This window comes from Staphylococcus borealis (assembly GCF_001224225.1).
GTDB lineage: Bacteria > Bacillota > Bacilli > Staphylococcales > Staphylococcaceae > Staphylococcus > Staphylococcus borealis.
The window spans coordinates 167,593-184,011 of the sequence record NZ_CUEE01000006.1 but is presented as its reverse complement, the minus strand read 5'-3'; the positions used below and the strand labels follow the sequence as shown (position 1 = coordinate 184,011).

Genomic DNA, 16,419 nt, shown 5'->3' with positions numbered 1-16,419 from the left:
GGTGTTGGAATGTTAATAGCTCCGGCAACTTGAAAATACTTTCCTTGATAATGAAGTGGATGAATATACTGATGATTTAAACCAATTCCTGAGTTTTTGTGATTAACGATAGCCTCTACAGTAAATGATTCCCATAATTTTTTCATTACATTAATAAACTCATCTGCTCGTTCATAACGTTTTTCAAGATGTGGTAAAGCTTGCATCGAGTAGTTTTGTGCTTCTAAATCAAATTGAGATGTTACAATATTTGCCCCAATACGCCCATGAGATATTTGATGTAAACTTGAAAGCATACGTGCTGCAAGATAAGGTTCATAAAAAGAAGAAGACATGGTACCTATCAAACCAATTGAATGTGTTTCACGTGAAATGGCAGCAAGCGCCGTTAGTGGTTCAAAATAATAAGAAATATGTCCTGTTTCTTCTCCAGAAATATATTGACCATCACCTAAGAAGAATGCATCCAGTTTACCTTTTTCGGCTAATTTCGCTAACTTAATTTGAAAATCAATATCTCCAACTTCTTCAACATATGAATGTGGTAGTCTCCAAGAGGCAGGATGTAGACCTGTACTATAAGCTAAAACAGATAAATGCATGTGTTTCATTATTATTAATCCTTTCACTATAAAATAAAAATAACGTTTTAATTTATATTTATCATAAATAACTTAATGAAATTTTACAATATTTATTAAATAATTCATATTTGAAATATAAACTTATTACATCACTAACTAATTACTTTATTGAAAAATAAAATCATGATTATTAATCATTGCGGTCCAACGTGTTAGAAGCACGTTGGACCTTTATTTGAATTTACTCACAAATATATATTATCTTTTTGGAGGTGTATAACATGGAAGAAGTTATTGCTTATGTACGTCAAAGTACACTCAAACAACAAAGCTTAGCGACTCAGAAATCCCTCATTATAGACACTGCTAAGCAATATGGATGGTCCAATGTAACATTTTATGATGATAAGAAAACAGGTCGACATACAAAACATTCGGGTTATCAAAAAATGGTAGAAATGATTACATCTGGAAAATGTAAAGTATTATGTTGCTATCGCTTAAATCGGCTCCATCGTAATTTGAAAAATGCCATACAATTCTTTGAAATTTGTAAAAAGCATCACGTCACAATCATCAGTGTTAACGATGGATATTTTGATTTGTCTTAAAAGTTTGATTGCTTTCGCTTAAACATACTCATGAGTCTAGCTGAAATGGAGTCTAATAATATCAGTGAACAGACACGAAATGGGACAAGAGAAAAAGCCAAACAAGGTAAGCTAATCACAACTCATGCACCTTTTGGGTATCGTTATAGACAAGGTCATTTTGTTGTACATGAAGAAGAAGCCTATACAGTCAAAGCAGTTTATCGCTGGTACTTACACGGTCTAGGCTACAAAAAGATTTCCCAACATTTAGATAACCATCCTAAGCTTATTCCTCGTAAGCCCTATCAAGTTAGAAATATTCTCTTGAATCCTAACTATTGCGGTCGTGTCATTAATAAATATGGCACATTTAATGATATCGTTCCGCCTATTATTGATGTTGATATGTTTGAAGAAGCACAAGAGCGTCGTATTCATAAGCAACACAATCGATCCAATTCTAGAAATAAGCTAAAGCGACGAATCAAATGTCCTTACTGTCAATCAACATTAACAAACTTAACGATAAAAAAAGAGAAACACTCCCTACGTTACTATGTTTGTCCTAAGAATATGAATGAAGCCTATCATACGTGTCCATTTAAAGGTATCAATGCGCAAATGATTGAAACAGAGGTCCTCAACACTTGTAAAGCATATTGTGATAATCCGTCATTTCATGACAAATTAAATAAGACAATACTAAAAGCTCTAAAACACCAACAAATGAAACACAGACAATCACATTTAACACAAGAACAACTCATCGAAAAACTGGCACAAAATCAAATTGATATCGAAACGTTTAAACGTTTATCTGCTGGCTTTGAAAGAGAAGAACGTTACTCTAATTATTCACATAAACAAATTACCGAAACAATCCGTCATATAATCAAAGATAAATTGACATTAGAAACCATAGCACCTTTGATTAATGACATTACAATAACTCAAACTAAACAATTACAAGGTATCTACTTTAAAAATAGTCCACTCAATATCGTTGAACAATCACACTTAATAATATCTGAAAGGATGGAAGTAATATGAAACAACTTAAAAAGAAACATATTGGATTATATGCCCGTGTATCGACTGAAACTCAAAAAAATGGTTACAGTATTCAAGGTCAATTAAACCAACTTACAGAGTATTGTCAATTTCAAGGTTATGAGGTCGTTGATGAATATACCGATCGTGGTATATCGGGTAAAACAATGGAACGTCCAGAATTACAACGTATGTTAAAAGATGCAAATGACGGTAAGTTAGACTGTATTATGGTCTACAAAACCAATCGTTTAGCTAGAAATACCTCAGACTTATTAAATATTGTGGAAAAATTGTATAAAATCAATGTCGAATTTTTTAGTCTAACTGAAAAAATAGAAATTGCCAGCTCAACAGGTAAATTGATGCTCCAAATTTTAGCCAGCTTCGCAGAATTTGAAAGAAATACGATTATAGAAAACGTTTATAACGGTCAAAGACAACGAGCGATTGAAGGTTATTACCAAGGTAATTTACCTTTAGGCTATGATAAAGTACCTGACAGTAAAAAAGAGCTCATGATCAATCAACATGAAGCGAATATTGTTAAATATATTTTTGAGTCATACGCTAAAGGTCATGGTTATCGTAAGATTGCGAACGCATTGAATCATAAAGGTTATGTGACTAAGAAAGCGAAACCTTTTAGCATTTCGTCCATTACTTACATCATCTCAAACCCTTTTTACATTGGAAAGATACAGTTTGCGAAGTATAGACACTGGAGCGATAAAAAACGAAAAGGACTCAATGAAGAACCAATCATTGCAGATGGTAAGCATGCGCCTATTATTGATAAAGCTTTACGGGATAAAGTACAGTTTAAACGCCAAGAGAGTCGCAAGAAACCACAAGTTCACGGTAAAGGGACTAACCTACTGACTGGCATTGTAAAATGTCCGAAATGTGGTGCAGCAATGGCCGCAAGTAATACGACCAATACATTAAAAGATGGCACTAAGAAAAGAATCAGATATTACTCATGTAGTAATTTTAGAAACAAAGGTTCAAAAGTTTGTTCAGCCAATAGTGTTAGAGCAGATGTACTAGAAAAATATGTTATGGATCAGATATTGGAAATTATCAAAAGCAAAAAGGTATTGAAGCAATTGGTTGAAAAGGTAAATGAAAGAAGTCAAATAGACGTATCTTCTTTGAATCATGATATTGCCTATAAACAGTCACAATGTGAAGAAATAAAAGCCAAAATGCATACACTAACGAAAACTATCGAAGACTCCCCTGACTTAGATAGCGTATTGAAACCAACAATACTTAGCTACCAAGATGAATTGAATCAAATAAATAATCAAATCCATCAACTAGAACAAGATAAACAAGCGGAATCTCCACATTATGATGCAGATATGATTGCTAATGTATTACAAGCAATATTCAAAGATATAGACAAATTAGAGAAATCTCAGTTGAAATCACTATATCTAACAATCATCGATCGTATTGACATAAGAAAAGATGAGCATCATAAGAAGCAATTTTACGTTACGCTCAAACTGAATAATGAGATTATCAAACAACTATTTAATAACCATCCACTTGGGAGTGGGACAGAAATAATATTTTCTCAAAATTTATTTCGTTGTCCTACCCCAGCAAAGATGACTAGGTTTGAAAAAAGCTTGATTCAAGCGCATTTTCAAATCAGTCAGCTACTGACAAAATGATAAAATAGGCTGAGACATTTTATTTTGTCCCAGCCTCTTATTTTTGTCCCAAACACTGTATCTTATTATTTAGTAAATAAAGTGAGTATAATTATCTTTTAATAGAATAAAAAATAAAACCCTTCAAGAAAACGTTTACACAAAAATGTATATATGTTATTATCTCTTTGAATGAAACAAACAAATGTTTTGTTTGTGAACTATTGTTTCTTTAAAAGGAGGTGCTATTTTGAAAAATAAAGAGCAATTTATTTTAAACGAAATTAAAAAAAATCCTTTTATTACTCAACAAGAGTTAGCAGAACGTATTGGTTTATCAAGGCCAGCCACAGCTAATATAATATCTGGTTTAATAAAAAAGAAATATATATTAGGAAAAGCATACATTGTTAATGAGGAAGATTCCATAATCTGTATTGGAGCTGCTAATGTTGATAGAAAGTTTTATTGTGATACTGATCTACAATCTATGACTTCCAATCCAGTAAAATCAACAAAATCGATTGGAGGTGTAGCAAGAAATATTGCTGAAAACTTAGGGAGACTTGGTGAAAATGTTACATTTTTAACAGCAGCTGGAAATGATAGCGAATGGAGTTTGATTAAAAAACTATCTGAGCCTTTTATGAATACAAATTATATTCAACCTATAGAAAATGCAAGTACAGGATCATATACAGCTATTATAGATAAAAAAGGTGATATGCAGTATGGTTTTGCAGATATGAATATTTACGAGGAAATTACACCTGAATTTCTGTCAAAGCAGTCATCTATCTTATTAAAAGCTAAATGTTTAGTAATAGATTTAAATTTACCCAAAAAATCTATTGAGTACCTCACTTCATTCGCAGAAAAAAACAATATTAAGTTAGTAATTGTACCAGTATCTTCACCTAAAATGATCCATATGCCTAATTCACTACATTCAATTGATTGGTTAATTATTAATCGCGATGAAACTGAAACTTTTTTAAAAATGAAAATTGATAGTAATGATGACATGAGTATTGCTGCTGAGAAATTAATTAATCTTGGTGTGTCTAACGTCATTATTACAAATGGACTAAAACCACTCATTTTCAAAGATAATAGTTCAGAATCATTTCACTCAGTAATTTCATCTAAAAATGTAGTTGATGTAACTGGTGCTGGTGATTCATTTACTAGCGCAGTAATATATAGTTGGCTAAAAAATTATACTAATGAAGACATTATTAACTTAGCTTTGTTAAACTCGAAGAAAACTGTTGAAACTAATTACACTGTTAGACAAAATTTAGATCAAAAACAATTAGAAATTGAATTGGAGGAATTTAAAAATGAAAAAATTTCTTGAATTTTCTACAGAAGTTGAAGAAGCCAAAAAAAACAATAGTCCCATAGTAGCTTTAGAATCTACAATAATCTCTCATGGTATGCCCTACCCACAAAACATTGAAATGGCAAAAAAAGTTGAACAAATAATACGAGACAATGGCGCCACACCTGCTACTATTGCCATAATGGATGGGAAAATAAAAATTGGTTTAAACGAAAATGACTTGGAGACTCTAGCAAATAGTCCTAATGTCGCTAAAGTATCTCGTCGCGACTTAGCAGAAATAGTTGCTACTAAAAAAATTGGGGCTACAACTGTTGCTTCTACTATGATTTGTTCAGAATTAGCTGGGATACCATTTTTTGTCACTGGTGGAATTGGTGGTGTTCATAAGGGTGTAGAAACTAGTATGGATATTTCAGCAGATTTAGAAGAACTAGCGCATACAAATGTTACAGTTATATGCGCAGGAGCAAAATCTATTTTAGATTTGCCTAAAACGCTTGAATACTTAGAAACTAAAGGTGTTCCGGTAATTGGATATCAAACAACTGAACTACCTGCTTTTTTCACTAGAGAAAGCGGTTTAAAACTAAATAGTTCAGTTGAGGAACCTACAGAAATAGCTGAAATTTTCAAGACCAAAATGGAGTTAAATTTACATGGTGGAATGGTCATTGCAAATCCTGTTCCTAAAGAACATGAACTTTCTAAAGATTATATTGACACTATAATTGAAGAAGCTGTTAAAGATTCTATTGCCAATGGAATTAGTGGAAAAGACTCTACACCTTTCCTTCTTAAAACAATCGTTGAAAAAACAGATGGCAAAAGCTTAGAAACAAATATTAAGTTGGTAGAAAATAACGCTGTTTTAGGAGCTAAAATAGCTGTAGCTTTCAGCAAAATGTAGGTGCTTGACTATGTCAATAATCTTCACATTTTTAGGAATAGTTTTTGCTTTATTAGTTGCATATATTTTTAGTTTTAATAGAAAAGCTATAGATATAAAAAAACCAATGATTATGATAGTAATACAAATTGTTCTTGTTTTATTTATGATGAATACATCAATAGGTCTTAATTTATTAACCGCAATGAGTACATTTTTTGAAGGTTTAATGAATATTAGTAAAGAAGGTATTGAATTCGTTTTTGGAGATTTACAAAATAAAAACGGCTATAATTTCTTTCTAAATGTATTACTACCTTTAGTTTTTATTTCAGTTTTAATTGGTATGTTAAACTATTTTAAAATTTTACCTTTTCTAATTAAAATTATAGGTTGGATAATTAATAAAATAACTCATATGGGCCAACTTGAAAGCTATATCGCAATATCTACTTCTATGTTAGGTCAACCAGAGGTTTATTTAACAGTTAAAAATATTATTCCAAGCTTGTCAAAAGAAAAGTTATATACTATCGCTACTTCAGGTATGAGTGCTGTCAGTATGGCTATGCTAGGCTCATATATGCAAATGATCGATCCTAAATATGTAGTTACTGCAGTTGTTTTAAATATTTTCAGTGCTTTGATAATTGCTAGCGTCATTAATCCTTACAAAAATGATAATAAAGAATTAGAAGCTGAATCAGAAAAAAATATTAAAAAAACAACTTTCTTTCAAATGATTGGTGAAAGTGCTATTGATGGCTTCAGAATTGCTATTACTGTAGCAATAATGTTGTTAGCTTTTATATCTTTAATGAAAGGAATTACTATTGTATTTGATTTAGTCGGTCTAGATTTTAAAAAATTGATTGGTTACATATTTGCTCCTATCGCTTTCATTATGGGTATTCCATGGAGTGAAGCTATACGTGCTGGATCAATTATGGCAACAAAGTTAATTACAAATGAGTTCGTAGCAATGTTAGATTTTCAAAAAATTGCCTCTTCTCTATCTCCAAAGACTCAAGGTATAATATCTGTTTATCTTGTAAGCTTTGCTAACTTTGGTACTGTTGGAATTATGGTAGGAGCTATTAAAGGTATTGATAGTAAACAGGGAAATAAAGTAGCTTCTTTTGCCCTAAGATTATTATTAGGTGCAACATTAGCATCAATTATTTCAGCAAGTATTATTGGCTTAGTTTTATAAATAATAAAATTTTAAGTAAAAAGTCTTCACTAAAATTTAATAGTGAAGACTTTTTATTATAGAAAGTTCTTTATTTTCTTCTTCTGATTACTTTTTATAACTATTTATAAGAATTCTCTTTATCAATTTCAATAACACTTATCTAATATGGTAGCAAATTGCATTATCTATCTACTACTACACGAAGCTTATATTGAAATTGCTAAAGAACATCCCACGATGATTTTTTAACGGGAAATGAATGGGATTTGCTTACTCGAAGAAGCAGAAGGATTGTGCAAGCACAATCCCAAAATCCCGTTATTCTTTATAAATAAATAATATATATAAGGAAGCAGAAACCCAACCCTATCATCAATACTTATAAATAATGAGTTGATTGTTCGTCAAAATGAGTGGGATTCCGGGATTTCCTTGTTACACCAACGTTTATCACGGGTTTTTGATCGGAATTTTCTCTTATTCTTACCGGGATTCGTAATAAATGACAAATCAAATATATATTATCCCATTGATGTATATGAACTACATCACTATCACACTATCTAGGAGGCAATGATATGGAAACAATCACTCAAGAACTCAAACAATATATAACTCATCTATTCCAACTATCTAACAACGAAACATGGGAATGTGAAGCGTTAGAAGAAGCAGCAGAAAATATTCTACCGGAACGTTTTATTAATAATTCTCCACTGGCACATCTCATACTTGAAACTTATACCTACTATAATAATGAGCTACATGAGCTAAGTATCTATCCATTTCTAATGTACGCCAATAACCAACTCATCAGCATTGGTTATCTGGATCATTTTGATATGGACTTTCTATACCTCACAGATACTAAAAATACGATTATCGATGAACGTCATTTACTAAGAGAAGGAGGGAATAACCATGAATAATTGGATCAAAGTGGCATAAATATCTGTTACAGTCATTAACGAAGTGATTGACATCATGAAAGAAAAGCAAAATGGAGGAAAATAGTATGAAAATCAATCGATACATCACAAGAGGCATTAGTGAACAACTATCTCTAGACCTTCAAATCTTACTTTGGAATATGGTAAAAGAAAGAGATCAACAAGGTCATACAGATTACCTACACATTTTTAAACTGCAAGAAGATAATAATATACTCTCTATTACTCATGAACAAGAACAGCCCGCATACAAATTGGAATATCACTATACAAACTATGTAAAAAATCAAAATGCAGTACCTAAGAAAGTCTACGTCATTCGTGAAGATGATGTAGACACTTTTTATTATGTGATGCTTTTACCAGAAGAATACTAAAAGGAGTGAAGATGATGAATACAATCAAAAGTACGATATACACAGAAGCGATATTTAGCGACGATGAAAAACACCGATACTTACTCAAAAAGACGTGGGATGAAAAGAAACCTGTTTGTACAGTGATAACGATGTATCCTCATTTAGATGGTGTATTATCACTCGATCTCACAACTGTTCTCATCCTCAACCAATTAGCTAATTCAGAAAGATACGGTGCTGTATATCTTGTAAATCTATTCTCTAATATTAAAAGTCCAGAAAATCTCAAACACATCAAAAATCCATACGATGAGCACACTGATATTCACTTGATGAAAGCGATTAGCGAAAGTGACACAGTGATTCTAGCTTATGGTGCTTATGCGAAGCGACCAGTTGTTGTAGAACGTGTCGAACAAGTGATGGAAATGCTAAAACCTCATAAGAAGAAAGTAAAGAAACTCATCAATCCAGTAACAAATGAAATCATGCATCCACTTAACCCTAAGGCACGTCAAAAATGGACATTGAAATAAAAGGAGGATTTATCTATGAACCATGACACTACACAGTCAGACTGGCGAACAGTTGCTAACTTCTTAGCAAAGCATAATTATGTATCAATAGTAAAAGGGCTAGTATATCATTTCACAGCAATTGAAGATGAAAAAATATTGGATAAAATCTATGAAAATTTTATGAATGACGATTGTATTACAACGGTCCTTAATAATGATTTATAGACAATTATTAACCATTATCTATCAAAATGAAAACTATATTCTAATAAAAATAAAGCATCCTTCACTTTTACGGTGAGGGATGCTCTATTTTTATTTTTTTATTTTCTTTTTGTTATCATTGATGTATTTATTATTAATATAAACAAATGTGACAGTTTTATATGTTTCATAGTAAGAGTAATAAATCAGAGATATTAGAGAATAATAAGAAAATGAGAATTAGTATGTAGTGAATTGTTAAAATAGAGTATTCACAGTGAATGATAACTTATTCGTTATTTATATTTATAATGCAAATATATAGGAAAATTTTAGGAGTGGAATTATGAAACTAAGAGCATTAGAGTATAGTGATTTACTTTTTGTTCATGAATTAAATAATGAATATTCTATTATGTCTTATTGGTTTGAAGAGCCTTATGAATCCTTAACGGAACTTCAATATTTATTTGATAAGCATTTATTAGATGAATCAGAGAGACGTTTTATTGTTGAAGATGAAAATCAAGTCATAGGAATTGTTGAATTAGTAGAAATTAATTACATCCATCGTAATTGTGAAATACAAATAATTATTAAACCTGAGTTCAGTGGTAAAGGTTATGCAAAATTCGCATTCGAAAAAGCGATAAATTATGCATTAGATATATTAAATATGCACAAAATTTATCTATATGTTGATACAGATAACAAAAAAGCTGTGCATATATACGAATCACAAGGATTTAAAACTGAAGGATTACTCAAAGAGCAATTCTACACTAAAGGTAAATATAAAGATGCCTATTTTATGTCACTATTGAAATCTGAATATATTTTATAGTATAAAAAATAACTCATATATTCATTTAGGTGGGTTCAAAACTAAATTACTAGAACGGGTTTCATTCGAATATCCATTAGAGGAATAAATAAAATTAAAAGAGAACTTGGATTTGTATTAATGGCACTCAATATAAGAAAAGTAGCAGCTCAATAATCTGAAAATAATCAAAAAATTATAAAAAAGACAATTTCTATATTATTTCAATAGAAATTGTCTTTATTGACTTATCCAGAGACTTTATGTCTCAGACTCATCATCCCACTCTCACATGAATGCATTGAGTTGACATTTTGTATAAGCACACAATCATTATATATAAATATTTAAACGCTTTTTTTATCCATTAATTATCATGACGAAGTATCCCTTTTTATCTATACACTAATCCACCATCAGTTAAAATGAATTGACCAGTAATATAGTCAGAATCATTAGAAGCTAAGAATGATACTAAGTTTGCAACAGCGGATGGTGATTGATATCTTCCAAGCGTAATTCTGAAGAAAAGGCTTCAAACGCATCTCCTATTTCAAGACTATCATCAAGTTTAACTATTTATTCATCATTCAACATACGATCAAAATTCAAGCAATGATATTTACTGCGCCAACTCTCGATTTAAGCATCTACATTCTTTCTAGGAATTAAACAATACGCGGCAATAAATGCGATAAACACTAAACCTGCCCCCACGATAAATGCGATTGTAGCTGCAAATTGTGCTGGATGATTGACGGACAATGCCGTATAGATTGTAGTTACAACAGCGATACCAAATGCTGCACCGAGTGTAGAAGTCATTTTGATAATCCCTGATGCAGTACCTGCTTTTTCTGACGGAACATTAGATACAGCTGTAGATAGCGCTGGTGTCGCAAAGAAACCTAATCCTAAACCTATAAAGATAAAGCCGATGCACGCTACAATATAATAAATCATGTTAGGCAACGAAGTGAAGGCTAAAAGTATAATACCCACTGTAATTGATATAGGACCTAGCATAAGTGGCAATTGCGGTCCTCGATTTTGCATAAAACGTTCACCTACACGTATCATTAATAAACTACACAACATATATGGAATTGTAATTAAACCTGCTTGTGCTCCTGTTAAATGTTTATCATCTTGAACATAGATATTAAATAATGCAAGTGAGCCTATATCCATATTCACCATTAAATTAGCTAATGTTGTGCCAATATAAATATTATTTGAAAATAAACTAAAATCTATGAAAGGTTCATTTTGACGTTTTTCAAATATATAGAAAGCTATTAATGTCACAATGAATATGGCAATTAATATTACAATAATAGGATTTAACCATCCAATTCTATCACCTTGAGTTATTACTATGTTAATACTTAACATCATAATGACAAAAATAATAATACCAATAATATCAAATTTTTTATTATGTGCAGATTCATCTTTAGATTCTGGTATGCCTTTAAGCAATATTAAGGCAAGAATTGAGAAAATGATTGACAACACGAAAATCCAACGCCACTCAATAAAAGTGGCTATCATTCCAGCAAATAGTGATGCTAATCCTGTTCCACCATATGAACCAAATGACCAATAACTTAGTGCCTTTTGTCTTTCTTCACCATGAAAGAATGAATTAATTAACGCAATAGTTGCTGGAAGTAGGCATGCTGCAGATAAACCTTGTAACACTCGACCTACCAATAATAAAAGTGGCGCATGAGATATAATCAGTGCAATAGACCCAAGTATACTAAGTATCAAACCTGCGTAAGTAATTTTAACTCGACCTAACTTATCAGATAAACCTCCTGCTACAACTATAAATACACCAGTTAAGAGTGATGTGAGACTGACCGCAATGTTAACAATACTCATATCTACATCATAGAAACGTTGAACATGTGGTGCGATATTCAAGAAAGACTGTGCAAACAACCAATATGTGAGAATCCCTAAAATAATCGCTACAATGAGTTGTTTTCCTTTATTAAACTGTTCACTCATCATTAAATGTCCTCCTGTTCTTCTTTATTTATTTCATTACAGCACTTTGACCAGCGATGCGACCAAAAGTGAAAATATCTGCCAGTGCATTACCACCTAGACGGTTACCCGCATGTATACCACCAGCAACTTCACCAGCTGCATACAATCCTTTAATGATATGACCTTCTACATCAACGACTTGTGCATGTATGTTGATTTTCAAACCACCCATAGTATGATGTATTGCAGGTTTTCGTGGTGTCGCATAGAATGGTGCTTTTTCGATTTTTAAATCAAATGCATTTTTATTGAAATCTTCATCATGTCCTAGTTCTACGAAAGTATTATATCTTTCAATCGTATTCACAAAAGTAGTTGCATCTATGTTTAATTTTTGAGCTAACACTTCTAAGGTATCAGCTTTTATTAAAGTGCCATCTTCTAATTCTTGATTTATTTTGTCTTCAGTCGTATTCATAGCTAGCGCTTTAATATTTGCGTCTGCAATAATATAGAAGATGCCGTCTTTTTGTTCTAATGCTGCCTTAGATAATACATCTCTACTTTCAAATTCGTTAACAAAACGATGGCCTTCCTTATTAATGAAGACGAAGTTTGAAGGTGTCACGATTAATCCTGTGAATAATGCACCTGTCTTAGGATCAGAAATCGGCATCATTTGAGAGAATCCCATACCTACGATGTCAGCGCCTGCTTGCACACCTAAACGTATACCATCACCTGTAATTGCAGGAGAATTTGTTGTTTTAATATCATCTGGAATGTTATCCCAATACGTATTATATTGTTGTATCATTTTAGTATTCGCTCCAAAACCACCTGTGGCCAACACTACGCCGTGACGAGTGTGAATCTTAACTTTAGCACCATTTGCTTTACGTGCTTCAATACCAACAACTTGATTACCTTCTTTAATTAATTTTTCTGCAGTAGTTTCTGTAAAAATACGACCATGATGCTGTTTAACGTAGTCTCCTAGATTTTCAATGTACTCTAAACCTTGTGCTTTCATTGGTTTATGACCACGACGCCATAGTGCACCAACAGGCATATCTACAAATGAACGATCAAAATGTACCCCTTTATCTTTCAACCAGTATACTGATTCCAAAACATTATCTGTGAGTGTTTTAACTAAATCATAATCACCTGAAATTTCGACATTATTACGATCTTTACGTCTTCCACCTAGATACGTTTGAATGCGATGTAATTCAACAGAATCGAAAAGATAATCATCTTTATTGCTACTTTTTTCAAGGTAATCTTTAATTTGACGCTTTAAAGTATTGAAATCTTCAAGATAAGCCTCATCTATATCCTTTTCATCATGATTTAATAACTGTATCAATGTGTCTTTTTCACCAGCGAGTGCAGGGAATGCACTTTGCCATTTAGGCTCAGCAGCATTGACTTGACCACCTGTTCGGATGGTATTGCCACCTATAGCCGCAAATTTCTCAAGCATGATGACTTCTTTTCCTTCGTCTAAAACCGTAGCAGCTGCACTTAAACCAGCACCACCTGTACCAATCACGACTACGTCAGTCGTCTCTTCAACGACCTCATCAGACCACTGAACGACTGGTTTAGGACGTGCTCGTAAAATATCTGGATCTTCGCCTGCTTGTTCAATTGCATCTGCAATGCCCTGTACGATGCCTTCACTTGTTACTGTCGCACCTGATATGACATCGACATTTAACGTTTGTCCATTGATGATATCTTGAGGTAAACGTTCAAAAACTGGGTTCGCTATACCTTCAGACTCTCCACTATCATCTACTTCAATACTTACAATTTTATCTTCCGACAATTGAACTTTCATTGGTAGATTGCCATTATGACCTTTTGCATAAACATGATACGTGCCTTTGTTAAATTTCACTTTTTTATTTTGTAGTGCTTTTAATCTTTCATATTTACGATGTTCTTCTTCTTTATCTAAAATCATGAAGTCCATCACTTTCCATAGAGGAGATGGTATGTGAAGTATTTTTTGGTCATGTATATCGACAAATTGTTCAACTTCTTCGTTTTGTGAAATTTTATCCGTCCATTGAGGTTCTACTAAATAGGCTTTCCCAACACTTAAAAGATCATAACCGAGTTCAAGGGCATGTTCTGCATCTTTTCGTTGCGCAATACTACCAACACCGATTAATGGAATTTGTGCCAATTGTGCACTTTGCATTTTATGATATTTATTAATTAAAGGTTCTGTATCTTCTTGATTCACTATGGACGTACGTTGATAACTGTTTGCTGATATATGGAAGTAATCGGGTTCATATTTTGCTAAAGTATTTAGTAAAAACATTGTATCTTCAAAACGTATGCCTGGCTCTTCAATTTCTTCAGGTGAGAATCGATATCCTATTATAAATTGAGAAGCTTCATTTTCATCAACGACATGTTGAACTTTTGTTAGTACTTCGATTGGGAATCGCGTACGTTTTTCACGACTGCCTCCCCATGTATCTTCTCTTCGATTAGAATGCGGAGAGAAAAATTGTTGTAATAAGTATGTGTTGGCACCATGAATTTCAACACCATCAAATCCTGCTTCTATAGCACGACGTGTCGCTTCTCCGAAATCTTCTATCATCTGATTGATTTGAGCATGTGTCATTTCTCTTGGTGGTACCGCATCAGGTCTTAATGCTGCAATAGGACTCGCAGATATGGGTTGTTCACCTTCATTGAACTTAGGATTCGCCATTCTTCCAGCATGATAAAGTTGTAAAATCGCTTTTGACCCCTTAGATTGAATCGCTTCTGCTAGACGTTTAAGTCCAGGTATTTTGTCATCGTTATCAATACCTATAGCTCCTGGGAAGCCTCTCCCATGGTTTTCAACAAAACAACTTTCAACAATAATTGCTGAAGCATCACCAGCCCTAAATTGATAATAATCAATCATTTCTGATGTAACACTTCCATCAAAATATCCAGCTTGGATAGTCATGGGCGCCATTAATACTCTATTTTTTAATTCGGCACCACATTTAAATTTAAAAGTATCAAATAATTCTTTACTCATAGCAATTCCTCCTAATACATTGTGATTTTTTTCACATTTATACTTAAAAATAAAATACTCTTTATGAGTATTTTTTAAAATTTTATAAATACCTTTGCATTTTTGAAGTCATTAAAACGTTTCCATCTCTTGTCACAATGATGCCTTCAACACCATCTATGAGGTTTAATAATTCAATATTTTGTTGTGATTGACCAAAACTACAAATTGTACTCCATACCTCGCCATCAATCCCATGATCAGATATGATTGTCACGCTAGCGATATCATTATCTACAGGATACCCTGTATTGGAATCCAAAATATGATGAAATAATTGATGTTCCTGTATGAAATAGCGTTCATAGATGCCTGAAGTAACAACTGATTGATGCTCTACATTTAATGTAACGAGTGATAATGCATCTTTATAAAAAGGATTGCGTATACCTACATGCCATTTTTCTAGAGTTTCCGGTTGTCTACCAATTGTTAAAACATTACCACCTAAATCGATAATGGCAGAAGCTACACCATGAGATAAAAAGTATTGCTGTAATTGATCAGCAAAATAACCTTTTACAATGGCTCCTAAATCAATCTCCATTCCTGGTCGTGTAAGAAATACTTCATGTGTCTTTGAATTTAGAACAAGATTTTCAGGATTCATACACATTAAAGCGCGTTGTATATCTTCTTCTTTAGGTTTCAATGCATCTTTGAAACCAATTTTCCATAATTTAACTAATGGCCCTATCAATATGTTCATCTTAAAATTAGAAGATAGTGTAGTTTCATAACCATAACGTATCATGTTAAACATCTCAGGATTAACCTTGACTGGTGCGATACCTGCATGTTGATTCACATTCATCAAATCTGATTTTGGATCATTAGCACTAAATTGAGATTCCCAATCATGAATTTTTAATTCAGCTTCTTGAAGTAATGTACTCGAATGTTGATGTTCAATCGATAAACGTATCACCGTCCCCATTGCTTTAACCATTAGCGTTTCCACTTTTGATTCCCCCTTTCTACGTGTATCACAACGCTAATATGTATATAAATTTTAAAAGCTATTTTAAATGAAATTATTACCTTAGTTTCTACATTCATATTAACACAATTTCAAATATTTGATTTTTACTTATTTAGATGTTCATAATTATGTCAAAAGTTAATCAAAGTATAAATTTTA

Annotated in this window: 13 protein-coding genes and 3 pseudogenes; 11 read left to right on the top strand and 5 right to left on the bottom strand. The window is 32.4% G+C overall.

What is annotated here, in order from left to right; all coding sequences use genetic code 11:
* On the bottom strand, positions 1-611 hold a 611-nt coding region (locus tag AK212_RS09005), incomplete at its 3' end, for an LLM class flavin-dependent oxidoreductase (RefSeq protein WP_154392023.1).
* A gap of 254 nt (positions 612-865) precedes the next feature.
* Here AK212_RS09005 and ccrA point away from each other — a divergent pair.
* From ccrA to AK212_RS13850, 11 genes and pseudogenes are all read left to right on the top strand, one after another.
* Positions 866-2,227 (top strand): annotated as a pseudogene (gene ccrA / locus AK212_RS09000) (cassette chromosome recombinase CcrA).
* A complete protein-coding gene (ccrB, locus tag AK212_RS08995; protein WP_080365541.1) occupies positions 2,224-3,912 on the top strand; it encodes a cassette chromosome recombinase CcrB in 1,689 nt (562 codons plus the stop codon). Before ccrA ends, ccrB begins: the two are co-directional and overlap by 4 nt.
* Before the next feature lie 229 nt (positions 3,913-4,141).
* Positions 4,142-5,251, top strand: coding sequence for a carbohydrate kinase (locus AK212_RS08990; RefSeq protein WP_048667849.1), 1,110 nt, complete (start codon positions 4,142-4,144; stop codon positions 5,249-5,251).
* Complete coding sequence (locus AK212_RS08985) at positions 5,235-6,146, top strand: pseudouridine-5'-phosphate glycosidase (RefSeq protein ID WP_049395052.1); 912 nt, start codon at positions 5,235-5,237, stop codon at positions 6,144-6,146. The genes AK212_RS08990 and AK212_RS08985 overlap by 17 nt, the downstream gene beginning before the upstream one ends.
* A 10-nt stretch (positions 6,147-6,156) precedes the next feature.
* A complete protein-coding gene (locus tag AK212_RS08980) occupies positions 6,157-7,338 on the top strand; it encodes a NupC/NupG family nucleoside CNT transporter (RefSeq protein ID WP_048667851.1) in 1,182 nt (393 codons plus the stop codon).
* 560 nt (positions 7,339-7,898) lie between these two features.
* Entirely contained in the window at positions 7,899-8,249 is a 351-nt protein-coding gene (locus tag AK212_RS08975) for an SAUGI family uracil-DNA glycosylase inhibitor (RefSeq protein WP_049426125.1), read from the top strand.
* 86 nt (positions 8,250-8,335) lie between these two features.
* Positions 8,336-8,647, top strand: coding sequence for a DUF960 domain-containing protein (locus AK212_RS08970; protein WP_049426126.1), 312 nt, complete (start codon positions 8,336-8,338; stop codon positions 8,645-8,647).
* A 14-nt stretch (positions 8,648-8,661) separates the two neighbouring features.
* Positions 8,662-9,165 carry a DUF1643 domain-containing protein gene (locus tag AK212_RS08965; protein WP_049395114.1) on the top strand — a complete coding sequence of 168 codons (504 nt, stop codon included), beginning with the start codon at positions 8,662-8,664 and terminating at the stop codon, positions 9,163-9,165.
* A 15-nt stretch (positions 9,166-9,180) separates the two neighbouring features.
* Positions 9,181-9,372: a hypothetical protein gene (locus AK212_RS08960; RefSeq protein WP_049395113.1), complete on the top strand. Its 192-nt coding sequence runs from the start codon at positions 9,181-9,183 to the stop codon at positions 9,370-9,372.
* Positions 9,373-9,697: 325 nt separating this feature from the next.
* A complete protein-coding gene (locus AK212_RS08955) occupies positions 9,698-10,195 on the top strand; it encodes a GNAT family N-acetyltransferase (RefSeq protein WP_049426128.1) in 498 nt (165 codons plus the stop codon).
* A 57-nt stretch (positions 10,196-10,252) separates the two neighbouring features.
* Positions 10,253-10,470, top strand: a pseudogene (locus tag AK212_RS13850) (IS5/IS1182 family transposase); the annotation flags it as partial.
* A 98-nt stretch (positions 10,471-10,568) separates the two neighbouring features.
* Here the strand turns inward: AK212_RS13850 and AK212_RS13095 are convergent.
* From AK212_RS13095 to AK212_RS08940, 4 genes and pseudogenes are all read right to left on the bottom strand, one after another.
* Positions 10,569-10,753 (bottom strand): annotated as a pseudogene (locus tag AK212_RS13095) (SDR family oxidoreductase); the annotation flags it as partial.
* 63 nt (positions 10,754-10,816) lie between these two features.
* Entirely contained in the window at positions 10,817-12,193 is a 1,377-nt protein-coding gene (locus AK212_RS08950; RefSeq protein WP_049394887.1) for an MFS transporter, read from the bottom strand.
* Positions 12,194-12,221: 28 nt separating this feature from the next.
* Positions 12,222-15,239 (bottom strand): NADH-dependent flavin oxidoreductase, encoded by a 3,018-nt coding sequence (locus AK212_RS08945; protein ID WP_049394883.1) that lies wholly within the window; start codon positions 15,237-15,239, stop codon positions 12,222-12,224.
* An 82-nt stretch (positions 15,240-15,321) separates the two neighbouring features.
* On the bottom strand, positions 15,322-16,227 hold the full coding sequence (locus AK212_RS08940; protein ID WP_049394886.1) for an FAD:protein FMN transferase: 906 nt from the start codon (positions 16,225-16,227) through the stop codon (positions 15,322-15,324).
* Positions 16,228-16,419 lie beyond the last annotated feature (192 nt).